15 protein-coding genes are annotated in these 17,895 nt (G+C 67.5%); 5 read left to right on the top strand and 10 right to left on the bottom strand.

The window, feature by feature from the left end:
- From ABE454_RS11130 to ABE454_RS11110, 5 genes are all read right to left on the bottom strand, one after another.
- A complete protein-coding gene (locus ABE454_RS11130; RefSeq protein WP_346531670.1) occupies positions 1-207 on the bottom strand; it encodes a cysteine protease in 207 nt (68 codons plus the stop codon).
- A gap of 71 nt (positions 208-278) precedes the next feature.
- On the bottom strand, positions 279-1,607 hold the full coding sequence (locus ABE454_RS11125; protein WP_346531668.1) for an amidohydrolase: 1,329 nt from the start codon (positions 1,605-1,607) through the stop codon (positions 279-281).
- 370 nt (positions 1,608-1,977) lie between these two features.
- Positions 1,978-5,277 carry a carbamoyl-phosphate synthase large subunit gene (gene carB, locus ABE454_RS11120; RefSeq protein WP_346531667.1) on the bottom strand — a complete coding sequence of 1,100 codons (3,300 nt, stop codon included), beginning with the start codon at positions 5,275-5,277 and terminating at the stop codon, positions 1,978-1,980.
- A gap of 11 nt (positions 5,278-5,288) precedes the next feature.
- The gene (locus ABE454_RS11115) at positions 5,289-5,609 is read right to left on the bottom strand and encodes a ribonuclease E inhibitor RraB (RefSeq protein WP_125900554.1); all 321 of its coding nucleotides are present in this window, start codon (positions 5,607-5,609) and stop codon (positions 5,289-5,291) included.
- A 292-nt stretch (positions 5,610-5,901) separates the two neighbouring features.
- Complete coding sequence (locus ABE454_RS11110) at positions 5,902-6,600, bottom strand: HAD family hydrolase (protein WP_346531666.1); 699 nt, start codon at positions 6,598-6,600, stop codon at positions 5,902-5,904.
- Between the two features lie 246 nt (positions 6,601-6,846).
- On the opposite strand from ABE454_RS11110, the gene ABE454_RS11105 reads away from it, so the two are divergent.
- The 3 genes from ABE454_RS11105 to ABE454_RS11095 all read left to right on the top strand — a co-directional run bounded on the left by ABE454_RS11105 (position 6,847) and on the right by ABE454_RS11095 (position 10,367).
- Positions 6,847-8,154, top strand: a complete 1,308-nt coding sequence (locus ABE454_RS11105; RefSeq protein ID WP_346531664.1) for an amino acid permease — start codon at positions 6,847-6,849, stop codon at positions 8,152-8,154.
- Between the two features lie 86 nt (positions 8,155-8,240).
- Positions 8,241-9,401, top strand: a complete 1,161-nt coding sequence (gene carA / locus ABE454_RS11100; RefSeq protein WP_346531663.1) for a glutamine-hydrolyzing carbamoyl-phosphate synthase small subunit — start codon at positions 8,241-8,243, stop codon at positions 9,399-9,401.
- The gene (locus tag ABE454_RS11095; RefSeq protein WP_346531661.1) at positions 9,402-10,367 is read left to right on the top strand and encodes a hypothetical protein; all 966 of its coding nucleotides are present in this window, start codon (positions 9,402-9,404) and stop codon (positions 10,365-10,367) included.
- An 18-nt stretch (positions 10,368-10,385) separates the two neighbouring features.
- Here ABE454_RS11095 and ABE454_RS11090 read toward each other — a convergent pair whose 3' ends face one another.
- The gene (locus ABE454_RS11090; RefSeq protein WP_346531660.1) at positions 10,386-10,694 is read right to left on the bottom strand and encodes a hypothetical protein; all 309 of its coding nucleotides are present in this window, start codon (positions 10,692-10,694) and stop codon (positions 10,386-10,388) included.
- A 153-nt stretch (positions 10,695-10,847) separates the two neighbouring features.
- On the bottom strand, positions 10,848-12,047 hold the full coding sequence (locus ABE454_RS11085; RefSeq protein ID WP_346531658.1) for a patatin-like phospholipase family protein: 1,200 nt from the start codon (positions 12,045-12,047) through the stop codon (positions 10,848-10,850).
- Between the two features lie 144 nt (positions 12,048-12,191).
- Here ABE454_RS11085 and dnaG point away from each other — a divergent pair, with 144 nt between their 5' ends.
- Both dnaG and rpoD read left to right on the top strand, forming a co-directional pair.
- Complete coding sequence (gene dnaG / locus ABE454_RS11080; RefSeq protein ID WP_346531657.1) at positions 12,192-14,075, top strand: DNA primase; 1,884 nt, start codon at positions 12,192-12,194, stop codon at positions 14,073-14,075.
- 72 nt (positions 14,076-14,147) lie between these two features.
- Positions 14,148-16,070, top strand: coding sequence for an RNA polymerase sigma factor RpoD (gene rpoD / locus ABE454_RS11075; RefSeq protein WP_346531655.1), 1,923 nt, complete (start codon positions 14,148-14,150; stop codon positions 16,068-16,070).
- A gap of 254 nt (positions 16,071-16,324) precedes the next feature.
- On the opposite strand, the gene ABE454_RS11070 is transcribed toward rpoD, so the two are convergent.
- From ABE454_RS11070 to ABE454_RS11060, 3 genes are all read right to left on the bottom strand, one after another.
- Complete coding sequence (locus tag ABE454_RS11070) at positions 16,325-16,678, bottom strand: DUF1428 domain-containing protein (protein ID WP_346531653.1); 354 nt, start codon at positions 16,676-16,678, stop codon at positions 16,325-16,327.
- Positions 16,679-16,858: 180 nt separating this feature from the next.
- Positions 16,859-17,359 (bottom strand): VOC family protein, encoded by a 501-nt coding sequence (locus tag ABE454_RS11065; protein ID WP_346531651.1) that lies wholly within the window; start codon positions 17,357-17,359, stop codon positions 16,859-16,861.
- A gap of 3 nt (positions 17,360-17,362) precedes the next feature.
- Entirely contained in the window at positions 17,363-17,806 is a 444-nt protein-coding gene (locus ABE454_RS11060; RefSeq protein ID WP_346531650.1) for a VOC family protein, read from the bottom strand.
- Positions 17,807-17,895: the final 89 nt, after the last annotated feature.

Here is a 17,895-nt window from a genome sequence, read left to right as displayed (position 1 = left end):
TTAGCGTGCGCGGCGGCGTGAACGACGGCGCGAGGAGGGGGCGGCCTTCACCGCAGGCGCGTCTTCGCTGGCGCCGGGGCGGTTCTTCCACAGCTGCCACGCAAGGGCGGCCAGGGCGATCTTGCCCGCGTGGCGGCCGACGACGGTGCGGCCGCGGCGGGACAACAGGACGCTGCCGACAAGGGCAGGAATGCTGGGCAGGAACATGGGCGGCGTCTCCTTGGGAGAGGGGGATGTCTTCCCCTGAACGAGCCAGACGCCGCCCGGTTCACTGGCCTTTACCGTTTCGGCATCAGGGCCTCGGCGGCCAGCACCGAACCTTCGACCCCCAGGGTGACGGCGGGCTCGGGCGTGATGCGGAACAGGCCCGAGTGGTGGCCCGGCGCGTTCTTGACCTGATCGGCCGGGGTGCCGCCGACGCGGAAGTAGACGCCCTTCACCCCCAGTTCGGGGGTGACGAACTCGGCGAAGTCCTCGGCGCCCATGCCGGTGCGCGGATTGTCGATCAGCACCCCTTCGCCCAGGGCGGCGGTCAGGGCCTCGCGGACGCGTGCGGCGGTCTCGGCGTCGTTAATGGTGGGCGGGGTGTTCTCCAGCGGCGAGCGGACGACGGTCGGCAGCCTATCCTCGGGCACGCCCAGGGCGCGGGCGGTGTTGGCCGAGATGCGGTCGATGCCGTCCAGCAGCTTGGCGCGCGCCTCGGGGCTGTCGGCGCGGACGGTCAGCTGCATGTCGACGCGGTCGGAAATGATGTTGTGCTTGATGCCGCCCTTGATGGCGCCGACCGTGACCACGGCGCCTTCCAGCGGGCTGATCTCGCGGCTGCGCAGGGATTGCAGCGCCACCACGATGTGCGAGGCGACGAAGATGGGGTCGACCCCCATGTGCGGCGAGGCGCCGTGGGTGGCGACGCCGTGGACGGCGATGTCCACGCTGTCCGCGCTGGACGAGGTGATGCCCAGCGGCACGCCGATGCGGCCCGTCGGCGTGTCGGACGAGACGTGGAAGGCCAGGGCGTAGTCCGGCTTGGGGAAGCGCGAATAGAGGCCGTCCTGCACCATGGCGCGGGCGCCGAAGATACGCTCCTCGGCCGGTTGGGCGACCAGGACCAGGGTGCCGGACCAGTTGGCCTTGCGCGCCTGCATCTGCCGGGCCGTGCCGATCAGGGCGGTGATGTGAACATCATGACCGCAGGCGTGCATGACGGGCTTCTCTACGCCGTCGCTGTCGACCTGACGGGCGGTGGAGGCGTTGGACAGGCCCGACTGTTCCTCGACCGGCAGGCCGTCCATGTCGGCGCGGATCATGACCGTGGGCCCGGCGCCGTTGCGCAGGACGGCGACCACGCCGGTGCCGCCGACGCCGGTGGTGACGTCATAGCCGAGCGCGCGCAGCTCCTGCGCCATGCGGGCCGAGGTCTGGACTTCGAGGCCGGACAGTTCGGGATTGCGGTGGAAATGGTCGAACAGGGCGCCGAGGTTGGCGTCGTAGTCCGCCTTGACCGCGGCCTTCAGCGCGGCGGCGTCATTGGCGTTCTGGGCGATGGCGGGCGCGGAACCGGCGGCCAGAACGGCGGCCAGAATGGCGGTGAGCGTGGTTTTCTTCATGGTGATGTCCCCTCCGTTGTCAGATGCGACCTTAGCCGCTGGGGGGGAGGGGGCAACCGGGGAAGGGTGTTCATTTATCCGCCGTCATCCTCGGGCTTGACCCGAGGATCCAGCCGTCCGTCTGCGTGGCGTTGGAAAGGATGCGCGCGTCGCTGCCCTGGATCCTCGGGTCAAGCCCGAGGATGACGGCGGGAGGTGTAGGGCGAGAGGCGGGAGGCAGAGGAGGGCGGCACGTAGAGGGCGGCAGGGCGACGTGCGTGAAGCGACCCCTCCACCGCTTCGCGGTCCCCCTCCCCATGGAATGGGGAGGAAAGGAAAAGGCCCCCGACCATTGCTCGGCGGGGGCCTTTCTTCAGTTCGAAGCCTGATCTCAGTTGTAGGACTGGATCGGGCGGACATCCAGTTCGCCGTGGCGGACGGCGGCGATGGCCTGGGCGGCAGCCAGGGAGCCGGACGCCGTGGTGTAGTAGGGGATCTTCATCATCAGCGCCGTGCGGCGGATCGAGAAGCTGTCGGCCAGGGCCTGCTTGCCGTCCGTGGTGTTGAAGACCAGCTGGACCTCGCCGTTCTTCATGGCGTCGACGATGTTCGGACGGCCTTCCAGCACCTTCTTGACCAGACCGACCTCAAGGCCCTGTTCGGTCAGATAGGTGTGGGTGCCGCCGGTGGCGATGACAGCGAAGCCCTGCGTCAGCAGGGTCTTCACCGCCTCGACGATGAAGGGCTTGTCGGCGTCGCGCACCGAGACGAAGGCCGTGCCCTCGGTCGGCAGGATGGTGCCGCCGCCGGTCTGGGACTTGGCGAAGGCGCGGGCGAAGGCGGGAGCCAGATCGGCCTCGCCCTCACGCTTCCAGTCCAGGCCCATGACCTCGCCGGTCGAGCGCATTTCCGGGCCCAGGATGGTGTCGACCCCGGCGAAGCGCGCGAACGGGAAGACGGCTTCCTTGACCGCGATGTGGTCCAGATCCTTGTCGACCAGACCGAAGGACGACAGCGGAACCCCGGCCATGACCTTGGCGGCGATGGCGGCGACCGGCTGGCCGATGGTCTTGGCCACGAAGGGCGCCGTGCGGCTGGCGCGTGGGTTCACTTCGAGGACGAAGATGCGCGGGTTCTCGCTGTGCGGCTCCTCGATGGCGAACTGCACGTTCATCAGGCCGCGCACCTTCAGGGCCTTGGCCATGGCGGTGGTCTGGCGCTTCAGCTCGGCCACGGTTTCCGGGCGCAGGGAGAAGGGCGGCATGGAGCAGGCGCTGTCGCCCGAGTGGACGCCGGCTTCCTCGATATGCTCAAGCACGCCCGCGACGAAGACGGTTTCGTCGTCGCACAGGGCGTCGACGTCCACCTCGGTGGCGCGGTTCAGATAGTGGTCGATCAGCACGGGATCGTCGCCCGAGACGCGCATGGCCTCGCCGACGTAGCGGTCCAGACCTTCACGATCGTGGACGATCATCATGCCGCGGCCGCCCAGCACATAGGACGGGCGCAGGACGATCGGATAGCCGACCTCCTCGGCCTTGACGGCGGCTTCCTCGGCCGAGCGGGCCAGGGCGTTGGGCGGCTGTTGCAGGCCGATGGCCTGAAGCATCTGCTGGAAGCGCTCGCGGTCCTCGGCCAGGTCGATGCTGTCGACGCTGGTGCCCAGGATCGGCACGCCGTCTTCCTGAAGCGCATGGGCCAGCTTCAGCGGGGTCTGGCCGCCGAACTGGACGACCACGCCGATCAGTTCGCCCTTGGAGCGTTCGACGTCGATCAGCTCCAGCACGTCTTCGGCCGTCAGCGGCTCGAAATACAGGCGGTCGGAGGTGTCGTAGTCGGTCGAGACCGTCTCGGGGTTGCAGTTGACCATGATGCTCTCGACGCCGATGTCGTCGAAGGCGAAGGCCGCGTGGCAGCAGCAGTAGTCGAACTCGATGCCCTGACCGATGCGGTTCGGACCGCCGCCCAGAATGACGGCCTTCTTGCGATCCGACACCTCGGCCTCGCAGGCCGGAACCTGACCGAGCGCGCCGGTCTCATAGGTCGAATACATATAGGCGGTGGCGGAGGCGAACTCGGCGGCGCAGGTGTCGATGCGCTTGAACACCGGGCGCACGGCCAGCGCGCGGCGGGCCTTGCGGACCTCGCCCTCGGTCTTGCCGGTCAGGGCGCCCAGACGGGCGTCGGAGAAGCCCTTGGCCTTCAGCTTGCGGAAGTCGGTCGCGTCGGTGGGCAGGCCCTGAACGCGGACGTGGCCTTCGGTGCGGATCAGGTCGGCGATCTGGCGCAGGAACCACGGCTCATAGGCGCAGGCGGCCTGAACCTCTTCCACCGTCAGGCCGTGGCGGAAGGCCTGGGCGATGACGCGGATGCGGTCCGGCGTCGGCAGGCCGAGCGCGCGGATGACGGCGGCCTTGATCGCGGCGTCGTCCTCGGCGCCGGCCACGCCGTCGATCTCAATGTCGTCGAAGCCGTTCAGGCCCGTTTCCAGCCCGCGCAGGGCCTTCTGCATGGATTCCTGGAAGGTGCGGCCGATGGCCATGACCTCGCCGACCGACTTCATCGCCGTGGTCAGCGACGGCTCCGAGCCCGGATATTTCTCGAAGGCGAAGCGCGGGATCTTGGTGACGACATAGTCGATGGCCGGCTCGAAGCTGGCCGGGGTCACCATGGTGATGTCGTTCTTCAGCTCGTCCAGCGTATAGCCGACGGCCAGCTTGGCGGCGATCTTGGCGATCGGGAAGCCGGTGGCCTTGGACGCCAGCGCCGAGGAGCGCGACACGCGCGGGTTCATCTCGATGACGACCAGACGACCGTCCTTGGGGTTGACCGCGAACTGGACGTTCGAGCCGCCCGTCTCGACTCCGATCTCGCGCAGCACGGCGATCGAGGCCGCGCGCATCATCTGATATTCCTTGTCCGTCAGGGTCATGGCCGGGGCGACGGTGATGCTGTCGCCGGTGTGGACGCCCATCGGGTCGATGTTCTCGATCGAGCAGATGATGATGCAGTTGTCCGCATGATCGCGGACGACCTCCATCTCATATTCCTTCCAGCCCAGCACCGACTCTTCGATCAGCACTTCGGTGGTCGGCGACAGGTCCAGGCCCCGCTCCACGATCTCGTGGAATTCCTCGACGTTGTAGGCGATGCCGCCGCCGGTGCCCGCGAGCGTGAAGGACGGGCGGATGATGGCGGGCAGGCCCACGAAGGCCAGGGCGTCGTCGGCTTCTTCAATGTGGTGGATGGCGCGCGAGCGGGGCGATTCCAGACCCAGCTTGTCCATCGCGTCGCGGAATTTCTGACGGTCCTCGGCCTTGTCGATGACCTCGGCCTTGGCGCCGATCATCTCGACGCCGTGTCGGGCCAGGGCGCCCGAAGCGTTCAAAGCCAGGGCCGTGTTCAGCGCCGTCTGGCCGCCCATGGTGGGCAAGAGGGCGTCCGGCTTCTCCTTGGCGATGATCTTCTCGACCATCTCGGGCGTGATCGGCTCGATATAGGTGGCGTCGGCCACCTCCGGGTCGGTCATGATGGTGGCGGGGTTCGAGTTGACCAGGATGACCCGGTAGCCCTCGGCCTTCAGCGCCTTACAGGCCTGAACGCCCGAATAGTCGAACTCGCACGCCTGGCCGATGACGATCGGACCGGCGCCGATGATCAGGATGGACTTGATGTCTGTGCGCTTGGGCATCGGCGTTCGTCTCAGTTCGTCACGACCGCGCACTCCCAGCCGTCGTAGTCGAGCTGGAAGGCCGCGGCCCAGGTTTGCATCATGGCCGACACAGGCGAAAACGACGCCTCGTCGACCGGCATGGTGGTCTCCAGGACGGTCATGTCGCCCTGGCCCCGCGTCAGGAAGCCCGCACGGCGGGCCACCTCGCACAGGTCGCCGTGCGCCTCTTCCTCGCCGTAGAAGTAGAACAGCGTATGGCGCGGGGTGATCCCGCTGTCGCCCTGCTCAATGAGCGCGGCGCGCACCATGGCGTCCTTTTCTTCATGACTGGTCAGGGCGGCGGTCTCCACGCGCGCAGACGGACGGGCGCGAGCGCGCTCGCGGCCGATCCGTTCGGGTTGTCGGTTAAGCGGCCCGTTTAGAGAGGGAGGGGCCGGTGAGCAAGGGCCAGAATGGGGCGGGCGCGATTTCTTGGGGGGCGACGCAGAGCAGCCAAGGGGGGAGGGTTCCCGGATGAAGTCGGCCAAGGGCCGTCGCGCGGCGGCTGACGCCGACTGATGGGACAAACCCCTCACCCTTTCGCGCCAGAACGACGGCTACGCCGCCGTGCGCTCAAGCCCTCTCCCGCCGGGAGAGGGTGGCCTATTGATCGATGGCGGCGATCCAGTCGGGGAGTTCGCCGATGCGGCTGAGGCTGACGTAGCGGGGCTCGCCTTCGGGGGCGTCGGCCAGTTCGTGGGCCCAGGTGATGTGGTAGGGGATGTGCGCCGCCCACGCCCCCGCCTCGATGGCGGGCAGGACGTCGGACTTCATGGAGTTGCCGGCCATCACCGCCTCGGCCGCGCCCGAGCCGTGGCGGGCGAAGACGCGGTCATAGGTCGAGCGGTCCTTCTCCGACACGATCTCGACGGCGGCGAACAGTTCGCCCAGACCCGAGGCCGCCAGCTTGCGCTCCTGGTCCATCAGGTCGCCCTTGGTCACGAGCACGAGGCGGTAGTTCTCTGCCAGTTCGGCCAGGGTCTCGTCGACGCCGGGCAGGGTCTCGACGGGGTGGGTCAGCATCTCGCGACCGGCGGCCAGGATCTCGCGCACGATGTGGGGCGGGGCCGAGCCGTCGCACAGCTCCATCGCCGTCTCCAGCATCGACAGGGTGAAGCCCTTCACCCCGTAGCCGTAGAGACGCAGGTTGCGGCGCTCGACGGCGGCCAGACGCTCCATCATCACCGGCTCTTCGGCGTGGTCGGCCAGAAGTTCGGAGAAGCGCTTCTGGCTCAGGCGGAAGATGGTCTCATTGTGCCAGAGGGTGTCGTCGGCATCGAGGCCGACCGTGGTGACGGGCATGGGGGAACTCCAGAACTTCTGGCCGGGGGCATTAGCATGGTTCCCTGTGCCGCTCATCCCGCCGGACGCCGGGATTCAGTAAGAGCCTCTTCCGCTGCGGCCGGGCGAAAGCAGGTGACGCCCTCAGGGTGCGCCTGAAGCCAAAAGACTGGATCCCCGCGTCCGCCGGGATGAGCGGAGGGAAGGGGGCGGTGTGGAAAGAATCTTCATGGCGACGGCTGCGACATTTCGGTCTATGCGGCGGGCATGAGCCAAGTCGACATCCTGCCTGAACCCTCGCACCGCATCGGCTGGGGCCTGGCCGCCCTCGTGGTGGCGGGCAATATGATCGGATCGGGCGTCTATCTGCTGCCCGCCACCCTGGCGCCGACCGGCAGCAGCAGCATCATCGGCTGGATCGTCTGCGGCATCGGTGCGGTGACGCTGGCGCTGGTGTTCGGCGGGCTGGGGCGGATGCAGCCGGAGGCCGACGGCCTGTCGGATTTCGCCCGGCGCGGGCTGGGGCGGTTTCTGGGCTATCAGACGGGGCTGGCCTATTGGGCGGCCTGCCTGACCGGCAACGTCGCCGTGGCGGTGGCGGGGACCGGCTATCTGGCCTTCTTCTTTCCGGCGCTGAAGGAGCCGATGTGGGGGGCGCTCAGTAATCTGGCGCTGATCTGGCTGACCACGGCGGCCTATGCGGCCGGGTCGAAGACGGCGGCGCGGTTCGGGGCGATCACCCTGGTGCTGGGGCTGATCCCGATCGCTCTGGCCATCATCGCCGGGGCCATCGCCTTCAGTGGCGACACCTTCACCGCGTCGTGGAGCCCGGCGGGAGAGCCGCTGATGAAGACGGTTCCGGCGTCGCTGGCCGTGATCTTCTGGGCCTTTCTGGGCGTCGAGAGCGCGGCGGCCCTGTCCAGTCAGGTGAAGAATCCGGCGACCGATGTGGGGCGCGCCTCGCTGGGCGGGGTGCTGCTGGCCTTCGTCGTCTATGTGGCGGCCAGCGTGGCGGTGTTCGGCGTCATTCCGGCCGACGTTCTGGCCCATTCGACCAGCCCCTATGCCGATCTGGTGGCGCGGGTCATGGGGGCCTCGGTGGCCGGGCTGGTGGCGGCCTGCGCCGTCATCAAGGCGACCGGCACCATCGCGGGCTGGACCATGATGGGCGGAGAGACGGCGCGCGCCTCGGCCGAGGCGGGCTGGCTGCCGCGCTGGTTCGGCGGGGCCAAGAAGGGCAAGACGCCCCTGTCCAACCCCCTGATCAACGGCGCCATCATGAGCGCCATGGTGATCGCCAGCGCCCAGCCGACGCTGGGCCAGCAGTTCGGCGTGCTGATCGGCGTGACCTCGGTGCTGACGCTGTGCCTTTACGCCCTGTGTTCGGTCACGCTGTGGAAGCTGACGCGCAAGCTGGGCTGGCGGATGCTGGCCTGCGGCGGGGCGATGTTCTCGGCCTTTGCGGTCGCGGCGGCGGCGGGGGGCTATATCTGGCCCAGCGTCGGTTTCTTCGCCGTCACCAGCCTGGCCTGGCTGTGGGTTCGCAAGGGGCAGGGGCGCTTCCAGAACACTTAATCAGGTGACGTGTTGACCCGGACCCTGCATCTCTTTAGTCACGCCGCCGTTTGTCCGCCCGTATTCACTGCTAGGAGCCCTGCGCCATGACGACTCACATCCTGTCCGGCGCCACAGGCGTCCTCGTGCTCGCAGATGGAACGGTCCTGTCGGGGATCGGCGTCGGCGCGACCGGTTCGGCCGTCGGCGAGGTGGTCTTCAACACCGCCATGTCGGGCTATCAGGAAATCCTGACCGACCCTTCGTACATGAGCCAGATCCTGGCCTTCACCTTCCCGCACATCGGCAACGTCGGCGTGAATCTGGAAGACGTCGAACAGATCGGCGAGGCGCCCGAGCGCGCCGCCCGGGGCGTCATTCTGCGCGACGTGCCGACCGAGCCGGCCAACTGGCGCGCCACGGGCGGGCTGGACGGCTGGATGAAGTCGCGCGGCGTCATCGGTCTGGCGGGGGTGGACACCCGCGCCCTGACCCAGCTGATCCGTGAAAAGGGCGCGCCCCACGCCGTCATCGCCCATGATCCCGACGGCCAGTTCGATCTGGAGGCCCTGACGGCGCAGGCGCGCGACTGGAAGGGTCTGGTCGGGCTGGATCTGGCCAAGGACGCCTCGACCACCCAGGCCTTTGAATGGACCGAGGGCGCCTGGGACTGGCCCAACGGCTATGTTCAGGCCGAGGCCGGCGACCGTTCGGTGGTGGTCGTCGACTATGGCGTCAAGCGCAACATCCTGCGCGCCCTGGCCTCGACCGGGGTGAAGATCACGGTGGTGCCCGCCTCGACCACGGCGCAAGAGATTCTGGCGCGCAATCCCGACGGCGTCGTCCTGTCCAACGGCCCGGGCGATCCGGCCGCGACCGGCCAATACGCCGTGCCTGAGATCAAGAAGCTGCTGGACAGCGGCAAGCCGCTGATGGGCATCTGCCTGGGCCACCAGATGCTGGCCATCGCCCTGGGCGCCAAGACGCTGAAGATGGAACAGGGCCACCATGGCGCCAACCATCCGGTCAAGGATCTGACCACGGACAAGGTCGAGATCGTCTCGATGAACCACGAGTTCGCCGTCGACCGCGACAGCCTGCCCGAAGGCGTGGTTGAAACACATGTGTCGCTGTTTGATGGTACGAACTGCGGCATCGCGCTGAAGGGCAAGCCCGTGTTCAGCGTGCAGCATCACCCGGAAGCCTCGTCGGGCCCGACCGACAGCCTCTATCTGTTCAAGCGTTTCGTGGATTCCATGAGGGCGTAAATGGCTTCACCGGCGGCGAAATCGGCCTATCTGGGTTGGGTCGCCGCCGCGATCGCAGGCGAGAGGGGGGCCTCTGCGACCTTTGCGGCGGACGAACAGGATCTGATTCTAGGGTACGCCACCGGCTATGAGGCGGCGGACATAGCGATTTTCGTCCGTTCGCTGCGTGCGGTCTACGCCGGGCCGGTGGTGCTGGTCACGGATCAGCAGCCGGAGCTTCTGGCCTTTCTGGCCGAACATGGGGTGGACAGCGTTCCCCCGGCAGTCGCCTGCGCCGGGGCGTGGCGCCCGCATCCGGTGATGCAGCGTTTCGCCGCCTTCGACGTGGTGATGAGCCAGCGTCCATGGGCGCGCCATGTGCTGATGACCGATGTGCGCGATGTGGTGTTTCAGGCGCCGCCGTTTGATCCGCCGCCCGCCGGGCCTGAGTTCTATGTCGAATATGACGGCGGGCTGAAGGGCCACGCCTTCAACATGAAATATCTGCGCGGGGTCGGCGGCGAGGACGTGGCGCGGGCGCTGGCCGACAGGCCGTGCGTCTGCGTCGGCACCGTCATGGGGCCGCGTGACTGCATGATCCGCTTCTGCCGCACCCTGCTGATGCTGGCGGCCATTCCGCGCTCGGAAATCGGCGGGGCGTTCGGCGCCGATCAGGCGGCCTGCAACATCGCCCTGCATCTAGGACTGGTCGAAGGGGAGGCGAGGGCCAACTACGGCCGGATCGCCACCGTGGGTCTGACGCCCGGCGACAGCCTGTCGCTGAAGGACGGCTCCATCGTCAATCCGGACGGCGGGGTCAGCGCCATCGTGCACCAGTACGACCGCCACCCGACCCTGATGGCCGCCATGCATGACCGCTGGGCGCCCGATTTCGAGACGCGCGAGCGCCGTCGCGGCAAGAGCCTGTCCGACCGCGGGCGCAAGCTGAAGGAATCGCTGGCGCGGCGCCTGCCCGAGTTGCGCTGAGGCTTAAGGCCCCCGTCTTCAGGGCAGGGGGACGGCCTGCGCGCGGCGCAGTTCGGCGGCCTTGCCGATGGCGGCGAGGGCGGCGTGCAGCCAGTAGTCGGCGTCTTCGCTGCGGTTCTCCTGCCGTCGCAACTGCCCGCGGCGGCGGCGCAGGGCGGCGTTGTTCAGCAGGCGGGCGTGCAGCGCGCGCGGCTGGGACAGGGGAACAGCGGGAGAGCCGGGGACGGCGACGGCGTCGGGGCCTTTGGGCTCCACCGCCGGGCGGGCGATGGCGATGAACATGACGAAACCAATCCGGGCGATGCCCGTCTGCGACCGGCGCCGCACGCAATCCGCGGCGACGCCGTCAGGAACACAGCCCCTGTTTCAGAGGCTTTGAATCAATCCACAAGCCTTGTGGACAGTTCCGCTGTTACGCGAAAATATTGTTCGCAATCAGATGGTTATCGTCGCATTGTCGACAATATGGTTAATGGCGGATTAACTTTTGGGCGCGTCGGCGGACGCAGGTTCGGCCGGGCGGCGGCGGTTGGAGCGGCCCTGTGACGGCTCGACGCGCTGGTCGAAGGCGCGTCCGGCCCGGGCTTCGTTCTCGCCGGTCTGGAACAGTTCGGTCATGTGGGCCTGGGTGAAGTCCAGGGTATTGGCCTCGGCGTCGTCGGGTATGGCGGCGACCGACAGGCTCATGTTGTGGCGGTGCGCGAACTGGGTGATGGCGGTCAGGTCGGCGCGCTGCAGGGCCTTCATCATGGTGTCGAAACTGCGGGTGGCGATGCTGACCGCCGAGATGCGGGCGACCTCGAAACGGGGATCCCACTTGCCGTTGACGACGATCCAGACGCGGGCGTTGCCCAGCGGACGGTTTTCAGGCGTGTCGAGCAGCAGGGCCTGCGGCACGACCAGGAAGCTGGAGACGGTGCCGCCGTCGACGTGCAGTTCCTGAATGCGGCGGCCCTGATGCTCGACGTCCAGCAGGACGGGCGGGAAGGCGCCGGGAATGCTGGCCGAGGCGATCAGCACATTGACGAACAGCAGGCGCGAGGCGTCGTCGTTGCGCTGGGCGATGGCGCCCATGTCCCAGACGACCTGGGTCTGGGTGTCCAGACTGGTGGTCGAGACATAGAGGCGGCGGCCCTTGCGATGCTCGTCGGCGATGGCCGCCAGCAGCTCGGGCGAGATGTTGTTCAGCACCAGATTGGTCAGGGGCTCGGGCTTGAACACCCCGGGCAGCATCAGGGCGTAGAGGCCGCGCGTCTTCAGCAGTTCATCGGTCTGGCCGCCGGTATAGGCGTGCTCCAGCGCCGGATCGAAGCGCTGGCCCGCAAAGACGAAGGGGGCGATCAGGGCGCCGGTCGACACCCCCGTCACGACCTCGAAGTCGGGCCGGGTTCCGGCCTGGCTCCAGCCGACCATGACGCCCGCCCCATAGGCGCCGTTGGCCCCGCCGCCGGACAGGGCCAGAATATCGAAGCTGCCGTCGCGGGCGGCGTTCTGGGCGTTGATCGTCTCGCGCACGAAGCGGGAGCGCTCGTCCTCGGTGCGGAAGTCATAGCGCCACGGCGGGCTGGCGGCGGCCAGATCGGCGGCCTGGAAGTCCGGGCGCGGAATGGTCTGGCAGGCGCCCAGCGTCAGGAAGACGGCGGGCAGCAGCATCAGGATCAGCAGGCGAAGATGGCGCATGGTCTCAACGGCTCCGGCTAGGCTGGGACGACTTAAAGCCCAGACGTAGCGCTGCGGAAAGGGCTGCGCTGGCGTGGTGGTCGCCGCTGTTCTAGGGTAGGTGACCCTCCCTCCTGTGAAAGAGGGGGTTTGTAGGGGTCTATTTTGCGGTTCGACGAGCGCTTCATCGAGGAACTGAAGGCGCGCCTTCGGCCGTCCGACGTGATCGGGCGGACGGTGAAGCTCAAGCGTCAGGGACGCGAGTTCGTCGGCCTGAGCCCCTTCTCGAAGGAGAAGTCGCCCAGCTTCTTCGTCAATGACGACAAGGGCTTCTTCCACGACTTCAGCTCGGGCAAGCACGGCGACATCATCAGCTTCCTGCAGGAGACGGAGCGGCTCAGCTTCGTCGAGGCGGTCAGCCGACTGGCGGGCGAGGCGGGGATGCAGTTGCCCGCCGAAGACCCTCAGGCCGCCGAGCGCGAGCAGAAGCGTCAGGGTCTGGCCGACTGGATGGACCTGGCCCAGAAATGGTTCGCCGCCAATCTGCGCCGCAGCGTCGGCAAGGCGGCGCGCGACTATCTGGAGAAGCGCGGCCTGCCGGAGGACCAGTGGGAGCGCTTCGGCCTCGGCTATGCGCCCAACGACCGCGAGGGGCTGAAGCAGGCGCTGGTCCAGCGCGGGGCGCGGCCGGGCGATCTGGTCGAGGCGGGGCTGCTGATCGCGCCGGAAGGGGGCGGCCAGCCCTATGACCGTTTCCGCGACCGGCTGATGTTCTCCATTCTGGACGCGCGCGGCCGCATCGTCAGCTTCGGTGGGCGGGCGATGAACCCGGATGACCGGGCGAAATATCTGAACGGGCCGGAGACGTCGCTGTTTCACAAGGGCTCGACCCTTTACGGCCTGCCCGAAGCGCGGCGGATCATGGGCGCCGAGAGCCGGGGCGAGCAGGGCATCATCGTCGTCGAAGGCTATATGGACGTCATCGCCTGCCACCGGGCCGGGCTGCCGGCCGTGGCGCCGATGGGCACGGCCCTGACCGAAGAGCAGATGGAGCGTCTGTGGCGCGTCTCGTCCGAGCCGGTGTTGAGCTTCGACGGCGACGCGGCGGGCCTGCGCGCCGCCTATCGTTCGATCGAGCGGGCGCTGCCGCTGCTGAAGCCGGGCAAGTCGTTCCGCTTCGCCCTGCTGGAGGGGGGGCAGGACCCGGACGACATCCTGCGCGATCGCGGGGCGCCGGCGCTGCGTCAGGCGATGGCGACGACGCGGCCCTTCGCCGAGGTGCTGTTCCGCCGCGAGGTCGAGGCCGAACCGCTGGACACGCCCGAGCGCAAGGCGGGGCTGAAGGGGCGGCTGCGTCAGGCGGCCAACGCCGTGCAGGACAAGGATCTGGCCGAACAGTATCGCCGCGACCTGTTCGACCGCTTCGACGCCCTGTTCCCGCGTCAGCAACAGCAGCGGCCTCCCCAGCCGGGCGGACGGACCGGGCCGGGCGGGCGCTGGCGCGGGCCGCCGCCGCTGCAGGGGCAGACGGTCGAGGGGGCGCAGGCCATGCAGGCCCTGTTCCGGTCGGTCGAGCCGATCGCCGCCGCGCTCGCTCACGGAGCGCTGGACGACCCGGAGCGGCTGGACGATCACATGGAGGCGGTGGCGCGCTATGGCTTCGGCGATCCGGCGCTGGACGGACTGGCGCAGGAGATGGTGCGGCTGCGTTTCTCGGGCCGGACCCTTGACTCCGCCGCCCTGCGCCGCCATCTGGCCCAATCGGGTCATGACGCCATGTTGCGCGAGGTCGAGAAGGCGGCGGCGAAGTCCGGCGCGCCATTCCTGGCTACAGACAAGCCCCTCGGCGAGGCGAGGACCCGGTGGTCGCAGGCGTTCGACGCTCTGACCCGCGCAGCGGCGTTGGACGAGGCGCTCGCTTCAGCAAAGTCGGAGGCCCACAAGGCTTTCGACACCTCGGCTTTCGCTCTGGTGAAGGCCGAGCGCGATGCGTTGCGACGGGCCATCAAGACCGGAACGATTTGGGAAGACTCGACTTCTTCGTCGTGAACGAAGTTGTCGGGCGTTGTATTTTCGCCGCAGGGGACTGATCACCCCCCGCCGGCCGTGGAGACAGACTGAATGAGCGCGCAGACCGAGACGCAGGACGCCGAAACCAACACCGACGGGCCCCTGCTCGATCTCACCGACGCCGGAGTGAAGAAATTCATCCGTCAGGCGAAGACGCGCGGCTATGTGACGATGGAGGAGCTGAACAAGGTCCTGCCGTCCGAGGAAGTCACGCCCGACCAGATCGAAGACATTCTGGCCATGCTGTCGGAGATGGGCGTCAACGTCGTCGAAGCCGAAGAGGACGCCGCCGAGGCGACCGGCACCGACGTGGCCGCCGCCGCCGAGACCTCGGTCGCCGAGACGCCCGCCAAGTCCGCCTATGACCGCACCGACGACCCCGTGCGGATGTACTTACGCGAAATGGGCACGGTCGAGCTGCTGAGCCGCGAGGGCGAAATCGCCATCGCCAAGCGCATCGAGGCGGGCCGCGACGCCATGATCTCGGGGCTGTGCGAAAGCGCCCTGACGTTCGAGGCCATCATGGTGTGGCGCGACGAACTGGCCAACAATCGCATTCTTCTGCGTGAAGTGATCGATCTGGACGCCACCTACGGCATCCTGAACCCCTCGTCCCTGCCGCATAACCAGCCCGCCCCGGCCCAGCCGACCGGCGAGCCGGACGGCGACGGCGAAGAGGACGACGACGAGGACTTCGACGACGGCGGCGCCATGTCGATCTCGGCGCTGGAAGCCGAGCTGCGCGACGGCGTCATGGAGGTGCTGGACGCCATCGCCACGGACTTCAGCGACTTCCGCAAGCTGCAGGACAAGCTGGTCGAGGCGCGCCTGAAGGGCGAGGTCCTGACCGCCAAGGACCAGAAGACCTATGAGGCCCTGTCGACGGCGATCTCGGACCGCCTGAAGACGATGAAGCTGAACAACGCCCGGATCGAGGCGCTGGTCGACCAGCTGTATGCCATCAACAAGCGTCTGATCGGTCAGGAAGGCCGCCTGCTGCGTCTGGCCGACGGCTACGGCATTTCGCGCCCGGAATTCCTGAAGGCCTATTTCGGCTCGGAGACGGACCCGAACTGGGCCGAGCGCATCAAGGAAATGGGCGTCCGCTGGACCAAGTTCAGCGAGAATGAATCCGCCCAGATCGCCGACATCCGCGGCCGGATCGCCAGCGTGGCTTCTGAGGCCGGGGTGCCGATCGACGACTATCGCCGCATCGTCCAGATGGTGCAGAAGGGCGAGCGCGAGGCCCGTCAGGCCAAGAAGGAAATGGTCGAGGCCAACCTGCGCCTGGTCATCTCCATCGCCAAGAAATACACCAACCGCGGCCTGCAGTTCCTGGACCTGATCCAGGAGGGCAACATCGGCCTGATGAAGGCGGTCGACAAGTTCGAGTACCGCCGCGGCTACAAGTTCTCGACCTACGCCACCTGGTGGATCCGTCAGGCCATCACCCGCTCGATTGCCGACCAGGCCCGCACCATCCGCATCCCGGTGCACATGATCGAGACGATCAACAAGATCGTCCGCACCCAGCGCCAGATGCTGCACGAGATCGGCCGCGAGGCGACCCCGGAAGAACTGGCCGAACGTCTGGCCATGCCGCTGGAAAAGGTCCGCAAGGTTCTGAAGATCGCCAAGGAGCCGATCAGCCTCGAAACGCCGATCGGCGACGAGGAAGACAGCCATCTGGGCGACTTCATCGAGGACAAGAACGCCGTCCTGCCGATCGACGCCGCCATCCAGTCGAACCTGCGCGAAACGACGACCCGCGTGCTGGCCTCGCTGACCCCGCGCGAAGAACGCGTCCTGCGGATGCGCTTCGGCATCGGCATGAACACCGACCACACCCTTGAAGAAGTCGGCCAGCAGTTCTCGGTTACGCGCGAGCGCATCCGTCAGATCGAGGCCAAGGCCCTGCGCAAGCTGAAGCACCCCTCGCGGTCGCGGAAGCTGCGGAGCTTCCTGGACAGCTGATCCGGGGCTCGGACGACAAAAAGCAAAGGGCGGCTCCGACGGGGCCGCCCTTTTTCTTTTTGGGAAAGGGGTACGCTTCATTTCCCGTTTCTCGCCGTCATCCTCGGGCTTGACCCGAGGATCGGGTTATCTGCCTGCTCGACATCAGTAAGAATGAGCGCGCCTTGCGCTCGATCCTCGGGTCAAGCCCGAGGATGACGGCAGGGAGAGGGAGCGAGGATAGAGGGGCGGGAAAGCGGACCGAGGGAAAGGCCCTATTTCTTCTCGTCAAAGATGGTTTCGAAGCCGCCCCACATCATGCGCTGGCCGTCGAAGGGCATGTCCATGTTCGCCATGGCCGGGTCGTCCTGCATTCTGGCCCAGGCGTCGTCGGCGGTCTTCTTGTCGGGCCAGATCAGCCAGGAGAAGACGACGACCTCGCCCTCTTCCAGCTTCACCGCCATGGGGAAGCTGGTGACCTTGCCGTCGGGCACGTCGACGCCCCAGTTCTCGACATGGGCCCGGGCGCCGTAGCTCTTGAACAGCGGCCATGAAACGCGGGCGGACTCGATGTAGCGCGCCTTGTTCTCGGCCTTTACGGGGGTCAGGAAGCCTGTGACGTAGCTCATCGTGGTTCTCCTTTGAGGGTTGGCCCTATCGCTCGCCGCGCGGCGGCTCGCTGTTTGAGGGACGGGGGCGGATCGTCGGGGCAGGCACAGCCTCAGTCTTGGTGGAAAGCGACAATTCAGGCCGTATCTGGTCTCAGGCCGCGTCGGGTCGAGAAGGCGGAGCCTTCTGACCGCGGCCCGCTAAGAAGCCTTGGACGCCGCATCAGCGGCGGCGTCCAGGGCGGCGATGTCGATCTTGTGCATCGTCATCATGGCCTCGAAGGCCGCCCGGGTGCGGGCGGGGTCGGGATCATCGTAGAAGGCCATCAGGCGGCGCGGCGTGATCTGCCAGTTCACCCCCCAGCGGTCCTTGCACCAGCCGCAGGCGCTTTCGGTTCCGCCATGGCCGACGATGGCGTCCCACAGGCGGTCGGTTTCAGTCTGATCCTCCGTCAGGATCATGAAGGACACGGCCTGGGTCTGGGGGAAGGCCGGGCCGCCGTTCAGGCCGACGTAGCGTCGTCCGGCCAGGGTGAACTCGACCAGCAGTTCGGACCCGGCGGGGCTGGAGGGATTGTCGGCGGGGCTGGCGATGACGCGGTCGATGCGGCTGTCGGGCAGGCCCAGCGAGACATAGAATTCGGCCGCCTTCTTCGCCTGACCCAGATCGTACCAGATGCAGGGGATGATCTTGTTGCTCATGGCTCAGCCTCCGCCGATCTGGGCGGCGAAAGCCTCTGGCCCCTGGGCGACGGCCTCGGGGTCCATCCACATGACCTCCCAGATGTGGCCGTCGGGATCGGCGTAGCTACGGCCGTACATGAAGCCGTAGTCCTGGGCCGGATTGGGGTCGGTCTGGCCGCCCGCAGCGCCCGCGCGGTCGATCACGGCGTCGACGCCCTCGCGGCTGTCCTCCGACACGCAGATCAGCATCTGGGCCGTCCTGTGCGCATCGGGGATGGCGCGGTCGGTGAAGCTGGAGAACTTCTCATGCGTCAGCAGCATGACGTGGATGGTGTCGGAAAAGACCATGCAGGCCGCCGTCTCATCCGAGAAGCGCGGGTTCATGGTTGCGCCGACCGCCTCATGGAAGGCGACTGAACGCGGCAGGTCGGCGACCGGCAGGTTGATGAAGATCAGCTTGGGCATCGGCGGGTTCCTCCCTTTGCGCGGCCCTCCCTCCCCGGACGGCCTGCCCTATGATGTTGGTCGTTCTGCGCCTCGATGTTATGTTAGTC

Source organism: Brevundimonas diminuta, assembly GCF_039673845.1.
In the GTDB taxonomy this organism is placed as follows: Bacteria; Pseudomonadota; Alphaproteobacteria; order Caulobacterales; family Caulobacteraceae; genus Brevundimonas; species Brevundimonas diminuta_E.
This window is presented reverse-complemented; position numbering and strand designations above follow the sequence as displayed.